The organism is Granulicella tundricola MP5ACTX9, from assembly GCF_000178975.2.
In the GTDB taxonomy this organism is placed as follows: Bacteria; Acidobacteriota; Terriglobia; order Terriglobales; family Acidobacteriaceae; genus Edaphobacter; species Edaphobacter tundricola.
The window spans coordinates 1270681-1290189 of record NC_015064.1 but is presented as its reverse complement, the minus strand read 5'-3'; the positions used below and the strand labels follow the sequence as shown (position 1 = coordinate 1290189).

19 protein-coding genes are annotated in these 19509 nt (G+C 61.8%); 15 read left to right on the top strand and 4 right to left on the bottom strand.

Annotated elements, in window-relative coordinates:
- Positions 1–31 precede the first annotated feature (31 nt).
- The 5 genes from ACIX9_RS05530 to ACIX9_RS05510 are packed head-to-tail and all read left to right on the top strand — an operon-like array spanning position 32 to position 3227.
- Complete coding sequence (locus tag ACIX9_RS05530) at positions 32–1594, top strand: glycoside hydrolase family 32 protein (protein WP_013579492.1); 1563 nt, start codon at positions 32–34, stop codon at positions 1592–1594.
- 43 nt (positions 1595–1637) lie between these two features.
- Complete coding sequence (locus ACIX9_RS05525) at positions 1638–1895, top strand: ribbon-helix-helix domain-containing protein (RefSeq protein WP_013579491.1); 258 nt, start codon at positions 1638–1640, stop codon at positions 1893–1895.
- On the top strand, positions 1892–2248 hold the full coding sequence (locus tag ACIX9_RS24600; RefSeq protein WP_083808395.1) for a type II toxin-antitoxin system RelE/ParE family toxin: 357 nt from the start codon (positions 1892–1894) through the stop codon (positions 2246–2248). The genes ACIX9_RS05525 and ACIX9_RS24600 overlap by 4 nt, the downstream gene beginning before the upstream one ends.
- On the top strand, positions 2245–2871 hold the full coding sequence (pncA, locus tag ACIX9_RS05515; RefSeq protein ID WP_013579490.1) for a bifunctional nicotinamidase/pyrazinamidase: 627 nt from the start codon (positions 2245–2247) through the stop codon (positions 2869–2871). Before ACIX9_RS24600 ends, pncA begins: the two co-directional genes overlap by 4 nt.
- Entirely contained in the window at positions 2868–3227 is a 360-nt protein-coding gene (locus tag ACIX9_RS05510; protein WP_013579489.1) for a hypothetical protein, read from the top strand. The genes pncA and ACIX9_RS05510 overlap by 4 nt, the downstream gene beginning before the upstream one ends.
- A 75-nt stretch (positions 3228–3302) precedes the next feature.
- Here ACIX9_RS05510 and ACIX9_RS05505 read toward each other — a convergent pair whose 3' ends face one another.
- Positions 3303–3902 (bottom strand): HD domain-containing protein, encoded by a 600-nt coding sequence (locus ACIX9_RS05505; protein WP_232298793.1) that lies wholly within the window; start codon positions 3900–3902, stop codon positions 3303–3305.
- 220 nt (positions 3903–4122) lie between these two features.
- On the opposite strand from ACIX9_RS05505, the gene ACIX9_RS05500 reads away from it, so the two are divergent.
- Together ACIX9_RS05500 and uppS are read left to right on the top strand one after the other, a co-directional pair.
- A complete protein-coding gene (locus tag ACIX9_RS05500) occupies positions 4123–4656 on the top strand; it encodes a helix-turn-helix domain-containing protein (RefSeq protein ID WP_013579487.1) in 534 nt (177 codons plus the stop codon).
- 149 nt (positions 4657–4805) lie between these two features.
- A complete protein-coding gene (uppS, locus tag ACIX9_RS05495) occupies positions 4806–5711 on the top strand; it encodes a polyprenyl diphosphate synthase (RefSeq protein WP_013579486.1) in 906 nt (301 codons plus the stop codon).
- Between the two features lie 137 nt (positions 5712–5848).
- On the opposite strand, the gene ACIX9_RS05490 is transcribed toward uppS, so the two are convergent.
- The gene (locus ACIX9_RS05490) at positions 5849–6823 is read right to left on the bottom strand and encodes an aldo/keto reductase (RefSeq protein WP_232298792.1); all 975 of its coding nucleotides are present in this window, start codon (positions 6821–6823) and stop codon (positions 5849–5851) included.
- A gap of 94 nt (positions 6824–6917) precedes the next feature.
- On the opposite strand from ACIX9_RS05490, the gene ACIX9_RS05485 reads away from it, so the two are divergent.
- From ACIX9_RS05485 to ACIX9_RS05460, 5 genes are all read left to right on the top strand, one after another.
- A complete protein-coding gene (locus ACIX9_RS05485) occupies positions 6918–7763 on the top strand; it encodes a phosphatidate cytidylyltransferase (RefSeq protein WP_013579484.1) in 846 nt (281 codons plus the stop codon).
- A gap of 143 nt (positions 7764–7906) precedes the next feature.
- Positions 7907–8605: a DUF3800 domain-containing protein gene (locus tag ACIX9_RS05480; protein ID WP_013579483.1), complete on the top strand. Its 699-nt coding sequence runs from the start codon at positions 7907–7909 to the stop codon at positions 8603–8605.
- A gap of 13 nt (positions 8606–8618) precedes the next feature.
- On the top strand, positions 8619–9779 hold the full coding sequence (gene dxr / locus ACIX9_RS05475; protein ID WP_041596959.1) for a 1-deoxy-D-xylulose-5-phosphate reductoisomerase: 1161 nt from the start codon (positions 8619–8621) through the stop codon (positions 9777–9779).
- 33 nt (positions 9780–9812) lie between these two features.
- Entirely contained in the window at positions 9813–11195 is a 1383-nt protein-coding gene (gene rseP / locus ACIX9_RS05470) for an RIP metalloprotease RseP (RefSeq protein WP_013579481.1), read from the top strand.
- 357 nt (positions 11196–11552) lie between these two features.
- Entirely contained in the window at positions 11553–12086 is a 534-nt protein-coding gene (locus ACIX9_RS05460) for a dihydrofolate reductase family protein (RefSeq protein WP_013579479.1), read from the top strand.
- Positions 12087–12224: 138 nt separating this feature from the next.
- Here the strand turns inward: ACIX9_RS05460 and ACIX9_RS27650 are convergent, their stop codons facing one another.
- Complete coding sequence (locus tag ACIX9_RS27650; protein WP_083808394.1) at positions 12225–12560, bottom strand: DUF3592 domain-containing protein; 336 nt, start codon at positions 12558–12560, stop codon at positions 12225–12227.
- Complete coding sequence (locus tag ACIX9_RS05455; RefSeq protein ID WP_013579478.1) at positions 12557–13537, bottom strand: hypothetical protein; 981 nt, start codon at positions 13535–13537, stop codon at positions 12557–12559. Before ACIX9_RS05455 ends, ACIX9_RS27650 begins: the two co-directional genes overlap by 4 nt.
- A gap of 36 nt (positions 13538–13573) precedes the next feature.
- On the opposite strand from ACIX9_RS05455, the gene ACIX9_RS05450 reads away from it, so the two are divergent.
- From ACIX9_RS05450 to ACIX9_RS27310, 3 genes are all read left to right on the top strand, one after another.
- Entirely contained in the window at positions 13574–14590 is a 1017-nt protein-coding gene (locus tag ACIX9_RS05450; protein WP_013579477.1) for a CPBP family intramembrane glutamic endopeptidase, read from the top strand.
- 142 nt (positions 14591–14732) lie between these two features.
- Complete coding sequence (locus ACIX9_RS05445) at positions 14733–17543, top strand: penicillin acylase family protein (protein ID WP_013579476.1); 2811 nt, start codon at positions 14733–14735, stop codon at positions 17541–17543.
- A 156-nt stretch (positions 17544–17699) separates the two neighbouring features.
- A complete protein-coding gene (locus ACIX9_RS27310; RefSeq protein ID WP_013579475.1) occupies positions 17700–19502 on the top strand; it encodes a hypothetical protein in 1803 nt (600 codons plus the stop codon).
- Positions 19503–19509: the final 7 nt, after the last annotated feature.

Below are 19509 nucleotides of genomic sequence, written 5' to 3'. Positions count from 1 at the left end.
AGCATCACATCAGCAGTACGGAGCGATCGCAATGTCCCGCTTGGCCCTCATGCTCGTCTTAGCAGCCCTCCCCGCCGCAGCCCAAAGCCCAGCCACGCCCCTCGGTCCCGCCTACACCGAACCCCTCCGCCCCCAGATCCACTTCTCCCCCCGCGAGCACTGGATGAACGACCCCAACGGCCTCGTCTACTTTGAGGGCGAGTACCACCTCTTCTTCCAGTTCAACCCGCAGGGCGACACCCCCGGCCACATCTCCTGGGGCCACGCCGTCTCCAAAGACCTCCTCCATTGGCAGGAGCTCCCCGTAGCCATCCCCGCCATCGCCGGAGATCAGAACGAGCTCGTCTTCACCGGCTCAGTCGTCGTGGACGATGAGAACTCATCCCGCCTCTGCGCCAACAACAAGCCCTGCCTCGTCGCCATCTACACCGCCCACCACGACAAGTCCGGCACCGAGACCGAGAACCGTGAAGCCCAGGCACTCGCCGTCAGCCAGGACCGCGGCCGCACCTGGCAGCGCTTCGCCGGCAACCCCGTCCTTGACGTCGGCCTGCCCGAGTTCCGCGACCCCAGCGTCTCCTGGTCCGAAGAAAATCACGCATGGCTCATGGCCGTCTCCCTCCCCAACGAGCACCAGGTCGCCTTCTTCACCTCACCCAACCTCAAGCAGTGGTCGCGCCTCTCAACCTTCGGCCCTGCCGGTATCACCAACCAGCACAACCCCAAAGCCCAGTGGGAGTGCCCTGATCTCCTCCACATCCCCGCCGACAGCGGCAAAGGCCCCGGCACCTGGGCCCTCAAGGTCGGCATGAACCCCGGCTCGCCCCAGGGCGGCTCAGGCGAGCAGTACTTCCTCGGCAACTTCGACGGCCGCACCTTCACCCCCAGCACCCTACCCGGCGCCCACGGCTGGACAGACTACGGCAAGGACAGCTACTGCGCCATCAGCTACAACAACCTCCCCCAGACCGAACAACCCACCCTCATCGGATGGATGGACAACTGGCAGTATGCCGACAAGCTCCCCACCATCCCCTGGCGAGGCCAGATGACCCTCCCCCGCCGCGTCACCTGGCTCACCGACTCCGCCGGCCAGTCCCTCAAGCAAGACCCCGTAGTAGCGCCCCTCCGCATCGGCAAACCCACTGATATCTCCCGCACCCTCAAACCCGACCAGGCCCTCACCCTCCCCAGCCTCACCGTCCCCGCCGAGCTCACCCTCAACATCCAACCCAACAACGCTCAGACCACCGGCCTCCGCCTCTACTCCGACTTCGACCACTACACCGAGATCGCCTACAACCTCACCACCCACCAGCTCTACACCGACCGCACCCACTCCCTCGAAGCCGCCACCGCCCCACCCGACTTCCTCGCCCGCACCGAAGCCCCCACCGCCCCCACCCGCCCTTACGACCTCCACATCATCCTCGACCGCTCCTCCATAGAGGTCTTCGCCCAGGACGGCACCATAGCCATGACAACCCTCGTCCTCCCCAGCACCACCAAACTCCGCGTAGAGCTCTTCACCCGAGGCAACACCCAACCCACCCAGATCACCGGCAAATCCTGGCAACTCCAACCCATCTGGTAGCAATCACCCTTGAACCTTCCCAGTGAGAGTGTCATCCTAAGATATGGCGAACACGATCAGCATTACCCTTCCCGATTCGATAAAGGCCTACGTCGACGCGCAGATTGAAGCTGGCTTCTTCGGTAATCTCAGTGACTACTTTCGTGAGCTTGCACTTGACGATCGTGACCGCCATCTCGCTCGACTGGAAGACCGTCTCGTGGAAGCGATTAAAAGTGAACCCATCACCTTCACAGACGAAGAGTGGGAGAACGGTGATCTCATCGCTCTAGGTAGAGAGCGCTTGGCCCGGCTCAAGTGACCAGTTCCAAGCGTTCTCTTGACATAGCTCCAGTAGTCTTCGAGCAGATCGAAGACCAGTCAATCTACTATCGAGAACATGCGGCTGAAAGTATGGTCAGTCGCTGGAACGAAGCTGTTCAAGCCGCAATGCGCTCCCTGCGCACAATGCCCCAACGCGGTGCTCTCTGCAACTTTAGCCGTCGTTCTCTTCGTGATCTTCGTCGTCTCCGCATCGACGGCTTCCAAAACCATATTCTGCTGTATCGCTTCGATCCTGATTCGGACGTCGTATCGGTCCTCGGAGTGATACATGCCTCCCGGGATCTCGAAGCCGCCCTGGTCCGCATCCCTCCTCCGGGGGAACAGCAGTGACCATCAACCAACAAACCGACGCCCTCCTCCTCATAGACCTACAGCCAGACTTCATGCCCGGCGGCCCACTGGCAGTAGCAGGCGGCGACGAGATCCTCCCCACCATCAACGCCCTCGCCCGCCGCTTCGACCATGTCCTCCTCACCCAGGACTGGCATCCCCCCCAGCACATCTCCTTTTCGAGCAGCCATCCGCAACGAAAACCCTACGAAGTAATCCAAGCCCCCTACGGCCCCCAGACCCTGTGGCCCGACCACTGCCTCCAACATACCCCCGGCGCAGCCCTCCACCCCGCACTCGAAATCCCCCACGCCGAACTCATCCTTCGCAAGGGCTTTCGCCGCGAGATCGACAGCTACTCCGCCTTCCTCGAGAACGACCACATCACCCCAACCGGTCTGGCAGGCTACCTCCGCGAACGAAACCTGAAGCGCCTCTTCATAGCCGGCCTCGCCTACGACTTCTGCGTCCGCTTCTCCGCCATCGACGGCAAAGCCCTCGGCTTCGAAACCATCGTCCTGGAAGACGCCAGCCGCCCCGTCAACCTCCCCAACTCCGTAGCCGAAACCAACACAGCTTTCGCCGCCGCAGCCATCCCGCGCATCTCGTCAAGCGCCCTATGACGCCCCCACAGTATGACGACTGGATCGCCACCTCCGCCACGGTCACCACCTGCCGCTTCCAGTTCGCCCGTATGAACACCTTCACCCTCGGCATCCAGACCCAGGACAAGTTCCGCATCACCTTCGACTACTACGCCCACGGCCGCCTCTACTCGGACGAGTTCCAATCCCCCAAGGCCATCCCCCAGAACACTGAAATTCCCATCCTCTACAACCCCCACGCCCCCGAGCAGAACAACCGCACCTCCGGCCCCACAGCCACCCCCACCCGCACCCCCATCATGGCCGTCGGTATAGCCGGCTCCATCATCCTCTCGTTAGCTTGGCTCCTCATCCTCCGAGGCTGCCACCCATAAAAGAATCCGCCTTGATCGCTCTTATCCCTTTTTATCTCCGTAGTCTGTTTGCTCATCAAGCCGATGTACTCAACCTCAAGCCACAATCCCACCCAACCCCAACTCCCCCGCCTTCCCCTGCATAGCCCCCAGACAAACCCCAACATGCTCCTCCAGGCTGACCCCCAGCAACTCCGCCCCCTGAGTCATATCCTCCCGCTTCACCGCCCGCGCAAAACCCTTGTCCTTCATCTTCTTCACCACGCCTTTGACTTCTACATCGTGGATCGACTTCGTAGGCTTCACCAGTGAACAAGCCGTCAAAAAACCAGCCAGTTCATCGCAAGCAAACAGCACCTTGTCCAAGTAACTCTCCGGCCGAACACCCGAGTAATCCGCATGCGCCAAAATCGCGTGCAAAATCTCCGCCGGCCATCCCGCCGCCCTGAGATAAGCCACCCCCACAAACGGATGCTCCTCCGGCGTCGGGTGCCGTTCGTAGTCGAAGTCATGCAGCAACCCCGCACAGGCATACGAATCCACCAACTCCTCAGCAGCCTCCCTACTCAATCCCAAACGAGAAGCCTCAAGCCGCCCATAAGCCTCGCAACAAAACGAAACCGACAACCCATGCTTCCGCAGGCTCTCCCCCTGCGTCCACTGCTCCATCAACTCCAGTGCTTCCTCTCGCCTCACGCTGAAACCCTCCAAAACCTCATCCTAAACTTGAACTCACCCGGCCCCACTGTTTACTACCGTGGTTCCACTTTGGTTTTCTTCGGGTATCTTAGGGTATCGCCGGTGATTCCCCTTGACGCACCGGCTTGTCCAGTGTCACTCTAGGCACATCCCAAGCCTCCGTTATCGGACGCATGGGCTGCGGACCTTGCTCTGGCCCCCGCCCGCTACACACAATATGGCAACCATGATGGCACCGGTCGAACAACGTGAGGTCCTGCGCTGTGACCACTGCAGCCTCGTGCAATTCCGCACAGCAACCGCCGCCTGCCGGCGCTGCAAGAAGTCACTCGAGGTCGAAAAGCCTGTGCCCGCCCCGGCGCCACTCGCTCTCGTCCCCGCACTCAAAGCCGCCGACCAGGGCATTCAGGTCGCAACCGCTGTCCGCGATCTGCGCCACGTACGCAATCTCAGCCAGCGCCAGCTCGCCGCCCGCATGAACGTTCCCCGCACCTACATCTCGAAGATCGAGAACGGGAAGGCCATGCCCACGCTCAGCTCGCTGGATCGTCTCGCCAGGGCTCTTGAAGTCGATATCTCGGCCCTCCTGCGCGACGCCCCCACCCGCCACTCCAATGAGACCGCCATGCTCGTCACAGACCCGTTCCTGGCTGAGATCGCAGCCTACACCTCGCAGCTTGATTCCCTGCAGCGCTCCATCTTCCTCAATCACGTTCGTGAACTCGCAGCAGGCCGCCGCCGCACCGCATAGGCAGGCCATAGCAAACGTGTAAAACCCTCCAAGAGCCGCACTCGCCAGAGTGCGGCTCCTCTCCTCGCCCGTCTTCTACTCCCTGTTCCCTACTCCCTATTCCCTGCTCTTCCCGGTATGCTAGTTTCAGTACCTGCGAGGCAGTCCTTTTGCACCCAAACACCCCCAGCCGCCTGCACGAGCTTTCTTCGGAAGAAGCACTCGTCTACAGCCAGCTTGATCCATCCCGTATCCCCCGCCACGTCGCCATCATCATGGACGGCAACGGCCGCTGGGCAGGCAAGCGCACCCTCAAGCGTTTCAAAGGTCACCAGCAGGGCGCCGAGTCCGTCCAGTTCGTCGTAGAGACCGCCTCCCGCATCGATCTCCCCTGGCTCACCCTCTACGCCTTCTCGCTTGAAAACAATCTCCGCCGCCCAAAATCCGAAGTCAGCTTCCTGATGACCCTCCTCAAGAGCTACCTCGTCGGCAACGTCAAGCGCATGAACGATAACAATGTGCGCATGGCCTATATCGGCCGCACCCTCGGCCTCCCGCAGGAGATCCAGGACACCATGCAGTGGGCCAGTGAGGAGACCTCTAAGAACACCGGCACCACCCTCACCCTCGCCCTCAACTACGGCTCCCGCTCGGAGATCGTAGACGCCACCCGCTCGCTCGTGGAGAAGTTGATCGACGAAGCCCACCACCGCGGCATCTCCCTCGAAGACCTCCTGCAGGTCGACTCCCTGGACTCCCGCATCGACGAAGCCCAACTCTCCGCCAACCTCTACACCGCCCATATGCCGGACCCTGACCTCGTCATCCGCACCTCAGGCGAGCAGCGCATCTCCAACTTCCTCCTCTGGCAGATCGCCTACTCGGAGATCTTCGTCACAGACCGCCTCTGGCCCGACTTCCGCGGCGTCCACTTGCTAGAAGCAATAGAAAACTTCCAGCACCGCGAACGCCGCTACGGCGGCCTCGGCGAGGGCACAGACGAGCACCTAGAAGGTAAGGACGATGCCCTCGAGACCCCCGAGAGCATCGCCGCCGAACTACTAGCCAGGAAGTAGCAACCTCATACGAGAATGCATCAGAACCAAAGTCGTGTGCCCCATGCTCAGGACAGTTTCACCGTCCTTAGCGTGGGCATCGGCGAAGCCGGCCTTCCACAGCACCCGTCAAGCCTCATAACTCCAGTGCCTACCGTTTACGCATTCCCAATCTCATTCGTTTTAACAAACGAATCGATCTCAGCAATCTCCTCGCCCGTAAGCCGGAACGTCAATGCCTTCGATGTCCCCTCGACCTGCTCAGCATTCCGCCCGCCCACAATCGCCGCAGTAATCGCAGGATTGTTCAACGTCCACGCGACAGCCACGACCCCCGTCTCCACCCCATGCTTCTTCCCAATCTCCCCCAGCAGATCAGCCAGCGATAGATTCTTAGAAAGCTTCGGCTCATTGAAGTTCGGGCTCTTCTTCCGCCAGTCGTCATCCGCCATCTTGGAGAGCCGTTCCGCCGTCATCTTCCCCGTCAACAACCCGGACACCATCGGCGAGTAGTTGATCACTCCAATCCCGTTCTCAAGGCAGAACGGCAGCACCTCCGCCCCAACCCTGCGGTTGATCAGCGAGTAAGGCGGCTGCAACGAAGTAATCACCCCAATCCCCTGCGCCCGCTTCATCTGCGCCACGGAAAAGTTCGAAACCCCCGCCCACCGGATCTTCCCTTCTTCCTTGAGCTTCTGCATCTCCCCCCAACCCTCTTCGATCTCCGCATCCGGATCAGGCCAGTGAATCTGGTACAGGTCGATCGTCTCCACCCCCAGCCTCTTCAAGCTCTGCTCGCACTCCCACCGAACCCCCTCCGCCGTTAGACTCCGGTAGATCTCCCGCTTCTCATTCCAGCGCATCGAGCACTTCGTAAACACATAAGGCTTCTTCCCACCGATCTCCTTCAGCGCCTGCCCCACAACCTCCTCAGAGTGCCCCAGCCCATAGATCGCCGCCGTATCCACCCAGTTCACCCCCAGGTCCACAGCCTTCCTGATCGCGCCAATCGAGTCCGTATCCTCCTGCGAACCCCAACCAAACGCATAGTCCGCCCCGCCAATCGCCCACGCGCCAAACCCAACCGCCGTCAGCGCCATATCAGAATTTCCAAGAACCTTCGTAGTCATCATAGTGACTAGGATGCCACGAGAACCCGCCTGGTAAGCCCCAATCCGCACCCCGCCCGTCCAACCCATATATCCTCAACATTGGTACAGAAAGCCCATGAAGCGAATCCTCACAGCCATCGTCCTCATCGCCGCCGTCGTCGCCCTGGTCTTCTTCGGCCCCCTCTGGTCCATCAGCCTCTTCGCCGCGGTCTGCGCCGGCCTCGCCGCGTACGAGTACCGCGCCCTCGCGCATGAGAAATCCGTCTACATCCCTCTCTGGTGGATCATCCTCTCCATCGCCATCCTCTTCGCCCTTACCCTCCCCGGCGTCCCCCGCGAGCTCGACCTCCCCGCCTACGCCCTCCTCACCTTCATCCTCTTCACCTGGTCCGGCTTCCGCGCCCCCCTCAACCGCGTCCTCCTAGACACCGCCCTCGGCCTCTTCGCCCTCGTCTACGTCGCCTACCCCCTGACCCTCCTGCCCCTGATCAAGGCCCACGAAGACGGCACCGGCCTCCTGCTCTTCCTCTTCGTCTGCGTCTGGGCCGGCGACATCTTCGCCCTCTACATCGGCAAGAACTTCGGCAAGCGAAAACTAGCCCCCAGCCTCAGCCCCAACAAGACCTGGGAGGGCTCCATCGCCTCCGTCATCGGCTCCGTCGGCTGCGGCATGGCCCTCTACTACCTCGGCGAGCGCCTGGCCCTCACCCGAGACTTCACCGCCCTCCACATCACCACCCCCGCCTGGCAGATGGTCCTGTTAGCGATCCTCCTCAACGTAGCCGCGCAACTAGGCGACCTGCTGGAATCAGCAATCAAACGCGGAGCAGGCGTAAAAGACTCCGGCACCCTCCTCCCCGGCCACGGAGGCATCCTGGACCGCATTGACGCCCTACTCCTGGCCGCCCCCGTCCTCTGGTATGTCCTGTTACTCAAGGACTGGCAAGGCCTCTTCCGCTGATCTCATCCTGGTACCGGATCGCATAGTGATATGCTTGAGAAGGTCAGGTGCGCTGATCCTCTTTGCGGTGCATAGGATTTTTATCCTCCTGGCCGACCTCTTCGAAAGGCCGCAGCAATCTGCGGCCTTTTCCCTTGGTGAGTATGCACCTTCTCTACGCAGACGAGTCCGGTTCGATCAGTGACCCCAGTCAACGCTTCTTCGTCCTAGCCGGAGTCGCTGTCTTTGAACGGAGTACTCACTGGGTAGAAGTAGAACTGAACCAGATCGCTGCTCGCTTCAATCCTGCCGAACCCCACGAAGTTGAACTACATGGTTCGCCCATGCGCACCGGGAGCCATGGTTGGAGCGATCACGGGCAGGCCCTTCGAAAGCAGGCCATCGTCGATGCATTGAGTCTTGGTGTCGCAAAACACCATCCCCGCGATCTGAGACTCTTCGCAGCCGTATTGGAGAAGAACAACTTTGCCGGACAAGACATCGCCCAGATTGCTTTCGAGCAGCTCAGTAGCCGCTTCGACCAATATCTCGGCCGGCTCTACAGAGAAAAGGGCGATAAGCAACGCGGCCTCATCCTCTTTGATAAATCCTCCACGGAGCGGCGAATCCAGACATTGGCTCGTGACTTCAAGCACACCGGTCATTCTTTCGGCATTACCAGAAACTATGCCGAAGTTCCGGTCTTCCTCGATTCACGCGCATCAAGGCTGATACAGCTCGCAGATTTAGTCGCTTATGCAATCTTCCGCCATCACGAGCATGGCGATTCCACTTACTACAACGCGTGCTCCCACTGCTTCGACGCTGAAGGTGGCGTCGTACACGGGCTGTACGTGCGATAAGGCTACCCCTCACGTGAAGAAGATAGCAATCCTAGGCAGCACCGGTTCCATCGGAACCTCCACCCTCTCCATCTGCGAGCAGTTCCCCCTCCGCTACACCCCCATAGCCCTCGCCGCAGGCTCAAACATAGAAGTAGCCTTCGCCCAAGCGAAGCAGTGGCGTCCAAAGCTCATCTCCATAGCCACGGAGCCACTCGCAGACGCCTTAAAGCTCCGCCTCCGCACAGAGGGCATCACCGGCATAGAAGTCCTCTCCGGCATCCCCGGCACCATCGCCGTGGCCACCCATCCAGAGGTCGAGTTCGTAGTTTCCGCCATCGTAGGCGTAGCCGGTCTGGAAGCCACCTACGCAGCAGTCCAGGCCGGAAAAACCATAGGCCTGGCAAACAAAGAGTGCCTGGTAGCCGCCGGCGACCTCATCATCTCAGCAGCCCGCGCAAAAAACGTAGCCCTCCTCCCCATAGACTCCGAGCACAACGCCGTCCACCAGGCCATGCGCGGAGGAACCCCCGCCGAAGTCAAGCAAATCTGGCTCACAGCCTCCGGTGGCCCCTTCCGCAACACCCCGCTAGAGCAGTTCCAGCACATCACCCCGCATCAAGCCCTAAAGCACCCAACCTGGGTCATGGGCCAGCGCATCACCATCGACAGCGCCACCATGATGAACAAGGGTTTCGAGGTCATCGAAGCCTGCCGCCTCTTCGACCTCCCCGCCGCCAAGGTCCGCGTCACCGTCCACCCCCAGTCCACCGTCCACTCCCTCGTGGAATTCATAGACGGCAGCATCCTGGCCCAGATCTCCGTCACCGACATGCGCCTCCCCATCCTCTACGCCCTCGCCTACCCCGAGCGTCCAGCCTCAAACCTCACCTTCGACCTCGCCCAGCTCTCCCAACTCGACTTCTCCCAGCCCGATCTCGCCAAATTCCCCTGCCTCCGCCTCGCCTACGAAGCCGCCGACGCCGGCCCCTCCGCCTGCATCGCCCTCAACGCCGCTGACGAGATCGCTGTAGCCGCCTTCCTCGCCGGCCATATCCCTTTCCTCGGCATCCCACGTACAATCGAGCGTGTCCTGGAGCTCACCCCAGCGGCTAACCCCACGTCTATTCAAGGGGTTCTCGCCGCCGACCAGGCCGCCCGCACCTGCGCACGCGAAGTCATAGCCCGCGCATAGAAAACCAGTCTCAGCCCCAAAGAGGTTCAATCGTTGCTCTCCGGATCGTCGCTCGCCGCTCTTCCTGAACTCGCCATCGTCCTCGGCATCATGGTCCTCGTGCACGAGTTCGGCCACTTCGCCGCCGCCAAGCTCTGCGGCGTGCGCGTGGAAGCCTTCGCCATTGGCTTCGGCAAGCGGCTCTTCGGCTTCATCCACGACGGCACCGACTACCGCATCAACCTGCTCCCCCTCGGCGGCTACGTCAAGATGGCCGGCGAAATGGGCCCCACCGGCGAAGACCAGGTCCTCACCAACGATCCCGGCGAGCTTCAGAACCATCCCCGCTGGCAGCGCACCATCATCGCCCTCGCCGGCCCCGTCGCCAACTTCATCCTCGCCTTCTTCCTCATGATGGGCGTCTACATGGCCCACAACGAGGTCATGGAGTACTTCTCCCACACCGCCACCATCGACTACGTCTCCCCCAACTCCGCCGCTGCCCGCACCGGCATCCAGGCCGGAGACAAGATCGTCCACTTCGACACCCTCGAGAACCCCACCTGGGAGGACGTCGAGGTCCGCGCCCAGCTCAACCTCAACCAGCCCACCCCCTTCTCCTACCTCCACGACGGCCACCGCGTAGACACCAAGATCCTCGTAGAAAACAAGGGCCGCCCGGACGAGTTCGACTTTGAAAAACTAGGCCTCGTCCCCGTCAAGCAGCAGACGCCCCCTGCCGTCCTCTCCGTCTCCGACAAGCCCAACATGCCCGCCGCCCGCGCCGGCCTCCAGCCCAACGACCGCATCGAGTCCATCGACGCCTTCCGCCCCCACTCCCTCGCCGCCCTCATCGCCTACCTCCAGGACGCCAACGGCAAGCCCGCCCACCTCATCATCGGCCGCGGCACCCAGACCTTCCCCGTAGACGTCACACCCGAGCAGGGCGACAACCCCGACGGTACCAAGGCCTGGCAGATCGGCTTCCGCGCCCAGCCCTCCCCCACCATCATCGAGCACTTCTCCGTCGCCAAAGCCGCCGCGGCCTCCTGGGAGTTCAACAAGAAGAACTCCCTCCTCATCAAGGACGTCCTCCACCGCCTCTTCACCCGCCAGGTCTCGGTCAAATCCCTCTCGAGCCCCATCGGCATCGGCGTCCAGGTCCATGAAGCCTTCGACCTCCCCGGCTGGGTCCCCATCATCGGCACCATGGCTCTCATCAGCCTCAACCTCGGCATCTTCAACCTCCTCCCCATCCCCATCCTCGACGGAGGCATGATCGCCTTCCTCGCCATCGAGAGCCTTATCCGCCGCGACATCAACCAGCAGCTCAAAGAGCGCGTCTACCAGGTCGCCTTCGTCTGCATCGTCCTCTTCGCCGCGGTCGTCATCTTCAACGACATCACCAAATTCATCCCCACCCACATCAAGTCCTAGCGACAAAAGCCCCAACACGGTGCCCCATGATCACCGCCCCTAAGCAAAGCCGAGGCGAAGTCATCGTGGGGTTCGTCTCTACCTTCCCCACCCCGCCCAAACCATCGTCATTCTGAGCGAGCTCAGAACCTCGGTATTTCGCCGTTGCCGTTGCCGTTGTCACTGTCATTGTCGTTGTCGTTGTCTTTGCCGTATCCGCCGTCCGTGCTGTTGCCCCTTTGTTTGTCATTCCCGTAGGGAATCTGCGGTTGCCGTTGTTCTTGCTTTTGTTTGTCATCTCCAGCGCAGCGAAGGGATCTGCATCTCCTCAAAGCCGTCCGCATGCGCTATCCTCAGAAACCTGAGAAAGAGAGCGCCATGGCGAAACTCATCTACGCCCTAAACCAATCCCTGGACGGCTACGTCGACCACCTCAAACTAGGCCCACCCGGCCCCATCGTCTTCCGTCACTTCGTAGAGCACGTAAGCAGCCTCACTGGCATGATCTACGGTCGCCGCATGTACGACATCATGCGTTACTGGGACGAAGACCTCCCCGACTGGAACACAACCGAACGCGACTACGCGGCAGCATGGCGCAGCAAGCCAAAATGGGTCATCTCACGCTCCCTCACGTCGGTAGGCCCCAACGCCACCCTCATCGCGGATGACATCGAGACAGCAATCCGCAAGCTAAAAACTGAGCAGACAGGCGAGCTTGAAATCGGCGGCCCAGACCTGGCCCAAAGCCTCACCCAGGCCGGCCTCATCGACGAATATCAAATCTATCTCCGCCCCGTAGTACTAGGCAGCGGCAAGCCCTTCTTCACCGCTCCCCCACCACCCCTCCGCCTCATAGCCAGCGATCCACTCGGCGAAAACATAATCCGCCTCACCTACGTTCCCGCCTAGTACCCATCCGCCGCATCAGCAACCAAGCATTGCGTGTGCCCCACTCTCACGACGGCTTTATCGTCGTTAGGGTGGGCCTCGGCGAGAGCCGACCTTTCCAGAGAACTCCACCTCACCCAATAATCTAGGCCTACCTCATCACTGCCGATGTTCCAGCCAGAAAAAAAATAGAAGAATCACGCCGCCCATGACCCAGCCAATAGCCCTCGCCCAAAATAACCCATAGTATTCCGATCCCGTGTTCTTACTTGGATGGTGAGGGTCATAGAGGATCTCTAAAGTTTTTCCCTCCTTATGGAAAGTTCCAGCGTAATACCAGCTTCGATAGGTTCTTCCATCAACCTCGTACGAAAACGTAACGACGTACTCGCCAGCAGTACCGACCTCAGCATCCCCAGTCCGAGACCAGCTTCGTCGGCAGCTTCGAACAACCGCTCTTACAGGGAGCCAATCGTCGTTTGATGAAGTCTTCACCCAGCCCGCAACTCCGCCACAATCCCCAGCGCCACTTCCCTGCCCCTCGCCTCCTCATCCGCCCCAAAACTAATAGCCCCCACCCGAGCATGACCCCCACCCCCAAACCGCTCACAAATCTCCGCCAGATTAACTAACTCGGCAGAAGGCTTAGTAGTCCAGGGATTAGTCCCCACAGAGATCTTCGTCCTGAAACTAGATTTCATCAGCCCAATCGTATAAGTCGCCTCCGGATAGTAGTAGTAAGGAATGAACTTACTAATCCCCTCGGTCACCCGATCCGTAATGTCGTAGTAGATCACTCCATCACGAAACTCCATCCGCTCCTTCAGCAACTCCATCGCCGCCACATGCTTCTCCCAAAGCGGCCCCACCGCCTCCTGCACAAACGCCTGATCCAGCACCTCCTGAAGCGACATCTCTGTCAGCAGCGGAATAATCCGCGGAATAAACCCATCCGCCGCATTCTCAATGCAAAGAGTCAGCTTCATCGCCGGAGCATCCATCTCCACCGCAGACTTCGCCGATTCATACCGAGCCCCATCCACAATATCCGCCCACTTCAGTAACTCCCCCAGCCCTGAAGTATCAAACCCGAACTTAGCCTTCCCAATATCCGCAATCAGACCAGTACAAGAAACATAAGCCGGATCGAAAAACTCCTGCAAAGCTTTAGGCCCCGAGAGCCCAGCCTGCCCCGCCTCAAAATCAGCACGATCCTCCGCAGTCATAAAAGCACTCTGATGATGATCGAACCACCAAGTGACCTTCGGCGACCTTGAGTATTTGAAATCAACAATCGCATTCTCCCCCGGCCCAAACACGCCATCATCGAACGTCCCACCTGGCCGATGCGCCAGCCCGACATACTCATACCCACTCGCCCCACCCACGCACTCCCGGTGAAACTTCGTAAACACCGCAGCCGAACAAGCCCCATCGAAACACCGGTCATGATGCAAAACACGAAACGCCATTTGATCCCTCACCCATATACGATAAGCCAAACCCACATGGAACCCATCGAACCCAACCAAGCCCCCGCCATCACCACCCCCGAGCCCCCCACCCTCCGCCGCCTCTTCCTCGGTGACGACGGCCTCCGCGCTGGCTGGAGCTTCGCCCTCTACCTCCTACTAGTCGCCCTCATCGCCTTCTCCCTCAAGGCGGCCATTCTGCACTTCCATCTCCTGCCCACCCCCACCAAAAACGCCGCCCCTCACGACATGACTCCTCGTTCCGCCATCATCGGCGACGGCATCAACTTCGCCGTCATGGCCCTCGCAGCCTGGCTCATGTCCTTCATTGAGCGCCGTCCCTTCAGCCGTTACGGCTTCAGTCTTCGTCGAGCCCTCCCGGACTTCCTCATCGGCATCCTCTGGGGCTTCGCCATGCTCTCCGCCCTCGCAGGCACCCTCCTCCTTACCCACCATCTCGCCTTCGACGGCATCCTCCTCCACGGCCACGCCGCCGCCATCTACGCTGCCAAATGGGCGCTTGGCTTCCTTCTAGTCGGCTTGTTTGAAGAGTTCGGCTTCCGCGGCTACTTCCAGTACACCATCGCCCGGGGCGTCTCCGGCATCGCCCGCACCATGTCCCCCAACTTCCGCCACGCCCACGCCGTCGGCTTCTGGGTCTCCGCCTTCATCTTCTCCATGGTCCTCTTCACCCTCACACACGTCGGCAACTCAGGCGAAACCCTCGAAGGCATCCTCGCCGTCGCCGGAGCCGGTGCCGTCCTCGTCTTCTCCCTTTACCGCACTGGCACGCTTTGGTGGGCCATCGGCTGGCACGCTGCCTGGGACTGGGCACAGACCTTCTTCTACGGCACCCCGGACTCAGGCCTCCACGGCGTCGGCCACCTCCTCGGAACCCACCCCACCGGCAGCACCTTCCTCTCCGGCGGCTCCGCCGGCCCGGAGGGCAGCCTCTTCGTCCTACCCACCCTCGCCCTCACCGCCCTCGTCATCCACCTCACCCTCCCCCGCCGCACCTACCCCCTAACCCCCGACCAATCACCAACCAGATAGCAACCATTTCGTGTGCCCCATCCTCATCGACAGTTTCATCGTCGATTAGGGTGGGCCTCGGCGAAGCCGACCTTCCCAGAGAACCTTCCGAAGCAAGCCGCCTCAGGCCACCTCACCCAACCATTTAGACTCAACCACAAGCATGAGTCTCTTCGACCCCAAAAACAGCACCCCAGATCCAAACCTCATCCCGTTCCACGAATCAGACGAACCCCGCCTGGCCACCCGCCGCTCAATAGAAGACGAAAAAGACCCGCACCATCCCGCAGCCATAGCCGCAGGCCTCTCCGACCCCGTACTCCCGCGCCCCCAAAAGCGCCCTTTCCTGCACCCCACCAACATCCTCAAGCTCTTTTTCATCACCTTCCCCATAGTCCTCATCCTCATCGTTATCGCCTTCTTCGCAGCCCAGCACTTCGTCCGCTCCGCCACCCGCGCCAACCTCCCCCAACTCGACGGCTCCCTCGCCATCCCCGGCCTCTCCGCCCCCGTCACCGTCACCCGCGACCCCCACGGCGTCCCCCACATCACAGCCGCCACCACAGACGACTTGATCCTGGCCCAGGGTTTCATCACCGCGCAAGACCGCCTCTTCCAGATGGATCTTCTCCGCCGCCACGCCGCCGGCGAGCTCGCCGCCATCTTCGGCACCGCCGCCCTTGACCACGACCGTCTCCAGCGCACCCTCCAGATCCGCGCCGCCGCAGACCGAGCAGCCACCCAGCTCCCCACCGATCAACTCCACCTCCTCGACCAATACGCAAAGGGCGTCAACGCCGCCATCACCGCCCAAACCCCTCACCTCCCAATCGAGTTCCGCGTCCTCCACTACACCCCCGCCCCCTGGACCCCACGCGACTCCATCCTCGTCTCCCTCGCCATGTTCCAGGACCTCACCAACGCCTTCCCCACCAAGCTAGCCCGAGAGTCCCTCACCGCCCGCCTCCCCGCAGACCTGGTCCCAGACCTCTACCCCGTAGGTTCCTGGCGCGACCACCCCCCCACCACCCCCGAGCCAGACCTAACTATCCCCGGCCCACCCATAGAACAAGTCCCCCTGGACGAATCCCAGGCATCGTTGCACCTACCCTCTGTTCCCTGGTCCCTGATCCCCGATCCCTGCCCTTCCTGCACCCCCGGCAGCAACAACTGGGTCGTCTCCGGCGCCCACACCATCTCCGGCAAGCCGCTCCTCTCCAACGACATGCACCTCAATCTCACCGTCCCCGGAACCTGGTACGAAGCCAACCTCGAAACCTCCGCCTCGACAGACCCCATCCACGTCTCCGGCCTCTCCCTCCCCGGCATCCCTCTCATCGTCGTAGGCCAGAACGCCCACCTCGCCTGGGGCTTCACCAACCTCGGCGCAGACGTCCAGGACCTCTACATAGAGACCACCCGCAACAACGACGCAGAGTTCCAATCCACCGACGGCACCTGGCAGCCCATCACCCACATCTCAGAACACATCGTCGTCCGAGGCGGCAAAGACGAAACCCTGGACGTCACCGCCACCCGCCACGGCGACACCCTCACCCCCATCCTCACCCCCGCCATCCGCAACGAAAAACGCCAGATCTCCCTCCGCTGGACCCTCTACGACCCCACCGTCATCAATCTCCCCGTCCTCGCCATAGCCCAGGCGCATGACTGGTCCACCTTCCTCGCCGCCTTCTCCACCTATGGAGGCCCCGCCCAGAACGTCGTTTACGCAGACGACGAAGGCCACATCGGCTACCACGCCGTCGGCAAGATCCCTCTCCGCGGCCCTGCCCGCAACCCGGACATCGCAGAGCCCCTCCCAGACACCATCGCCTCCCCCGAGCCCACCCGGTCCAACACCCAGACCCCCGTCATCGCCGCCACCCCGGACCCCCTCACCCAATCCCCCCTCGCCACTCCCAAACCCGCCGCAGCCCCACTCCTCAGCGGCCCATTAAGCTCCATCCCCATCACTCCAACCGCCGCATCCGAGTGGTCCGGCTACATCCCCTTCGACAAGCTCCCCCAGGTCTTCGACCCCGCCGACGGCGTCATCGCCACCGCCAACTCCCGCGTCGTCGCAGACGACTACCCCTACCCCATCACCCAGAACTGGGCCGCCCCATACCGCAACGAGCGCATCTGGCGTCTCCTCGCCCACAAAACCACCCTCAAACCCGCCGACCTCCTCGCCATCCAGTCAGACATCTACTCCGACTTCGACCACGTCCTGGCCCAACGCCTCGCCTACGCCGTAGACCACTCCCAGCTCGTCCACAACTCCAAACCCGGCGAGCGCGCCCAGCTCCTCCAGGCCGCCGACCTCCTCCGCAACTTCGACGGCCAGATGACCGCCGACTCCTCCGCCGCAGCCATCGTCGCCTCCGCCCACGCCATCCTCTGGAACGTCCTCCTCGCGCCCCACCTCGGCAAGCAGCCCGCGGAAGACCTCAACCAGACCTACCTCTGGGGAGAGCGCGACTACGCCCTCGAGCAGATCATCATGCACACCCCGCCCCGCTGGCTCCCCCCCAACTACGCCTCCTGGGACGACCTCCTCGCCGCCGCCCTCGACCAGGGCCTCCAGAAAGCCAAGGCCCCCGCAGACCTCACCAAATGGCACTACGGAGCCATCCACACCGTAGACCTCGAAAGCCCCATCTTCTCGAACTCCCCCTTACTCACCCGTCTCATCGGCATCCCCACCGGCACCGGCTCCAAGCCCCAGTCCGGCGACACCACCACCGTCAAGCAAGTCGCCAAAACCTTCGGCCCCAGTGAGCGCTTCACCGCAGACCTGGCCGACCCCAACAAATCCACCCTCAACATCGTCCTGGGCCAATCCGGCAACCCCGCCAGCCCCTGGTACATGGACCAGTTCCCCACCTGGTACCACGTCACCACCTACCTCTTCCCCTTCACCCAAACCGAAGCCACCCACACCCTGACCCTAACCCCTGCATCACGCTGAGGCCACGTTTTGAAAGGGCGGGACTTCAGTCCCGCCGCTGACCGCACAAGCAAGAATCCGGCTTTAGCCGCTGAGGGAATGCCAAAAGAACTCCATCGATGCTGTTCAACGGCACGTCGCTCACGGGCTGCGGTAGGTCACAAGTAAACTCTCTCCATGCCCAGCCGCGCACACCGATACCTCATCCCGCTGGCAGCCTTCCTGGCAATCCTCCCCATGCTCATCCACGGCCCATCCTGCGGCCACGACTTCGACTTCCACCTCCTCAACTGGCTCGAGGTCAACACCCAGCTCCACCATCTCGTCTGGCCCACCTGGGCCTTCACCCCCGCCTACAACGCCGGCGAGCCCCGCTTCCTCTTCTACCCACCCCTCTCCTGGCTCCTCGGCGCAGCCCTGACGGCAATCCTGCCTTTCCACTACGTTCCCATCGCCTTCACCTGGCTCGCCCTCACCCTCTCCGGCCTCACCCTCCACCGCTTCGCATCGCCTTACACCACACCCGCCGCCGCAACAGTAGCCTCCATCCTCTACCTGGCCAACCCGTACATGCTCTTCACCGCGTACGAGCGCACCGCCTACGCCGAGCTCCTCGCCGCCGCCTTCATCCCCCTCCTCTTCGCAGCCATCCTCACCCCCCGCCCCAAAATAGTCGCGATAGCAATCCCCCTGGCCCTCCTCTGGCTCACCAACGCCCCCGCCGCCGTCATGGCCAGCTACACCCTGGCCGTCCTAACCCTGATACGCCTAGCCACCCCCCCTTTCGTCGAAGCCAGGAAGGAAGCCCGGACCAAACCTCGTGTGCCCCATCCTCATCGCAGTCTCTTCGCGATTAGGATGGGCATCGCGCGAATGCGCGACCCCGCCACAAATCTCCACTTAGCCCTAACAGTCTTAACCGCCACAACCCTAGGCCTGGCCCTGGCAGCCTTCTACATCCTCCCCGCCGCCCTCAACCGCCGTTACGTCCAAATCAGCATGGCCGTCATCCCCGGCATGTCCCCCGCCGACAACTTCCTCTTCCACCACACCCCGGACGCCGACCACGACGTAGTCCTCCACACCGCCTCCCTCATCGCCTGCATCCTCATAGCCGCCACCACCGCGGCCTTACTCTCAACTTACGGCTTACGACTTACAGCTCGTAGAAATTCCCCCACCACAACCCCCACCCCAGCCACGACCAGGCTGGAAGCTCATAGCTGGAGGCTGATAGCTGGAAGAAAAACCCTCCCCACCCTACCCCTAACCCTACTTGCCATCCTCATAGCCGCTCTCCTAACCCCCATCTCCCTCCCCATCTGGACCCACACCCCCCAACTAGCTTTCCTCCAGTTCCCCTGGCGTCTCTTAGCCCTGCTAGCCCCCATCTGCGCCGTAGCGATCGCCATAGCCCTCAAACCCTACCCCCGCGCCATCCTCTGCACACCGCTCCTCGCCATCCTCATCCTCCCCGCCTGGCACACCTTCCAGCAGTCCTGCGACACCCCCGACACCCCCGAGTCCCGCGCCGCCCTCTACCACTCCCCCCTGGGCACCGAGCCCACCGACGAATACACCCCAACCGAAGCCGACCCCGAAGCCCTCCATCCCGAAGATCCACCCTACTGGCTCACCCCCCAAACAAAAGACCAAACCGCCTCCGCCGACACCCCCGCCCCAACCAGCCTTCCCCCCGGCCCAGCCCCAAACCACTTAACCCTCACCCCTACCACCCCGCAGACCCTCATCCTCAACCGCCGCAGCTTCCCGCTTTGGACGGTCGAGCTCAACCACCACCCAGCCCCCATCCTCGACCGCACCGACGGCCTCATCGCCCTCGCCATCCCCGCCGGCACCGACACCATCGACCTCATCCCCACCCACCCCTACTACCAGCCTCTCGGACGCATCATCTCCCTCCTGGCCGCCCTCATCCTCCTCTGCCTCTTCATAAGAAGGAGCCCCTCAAGCATATGAGCCCGAA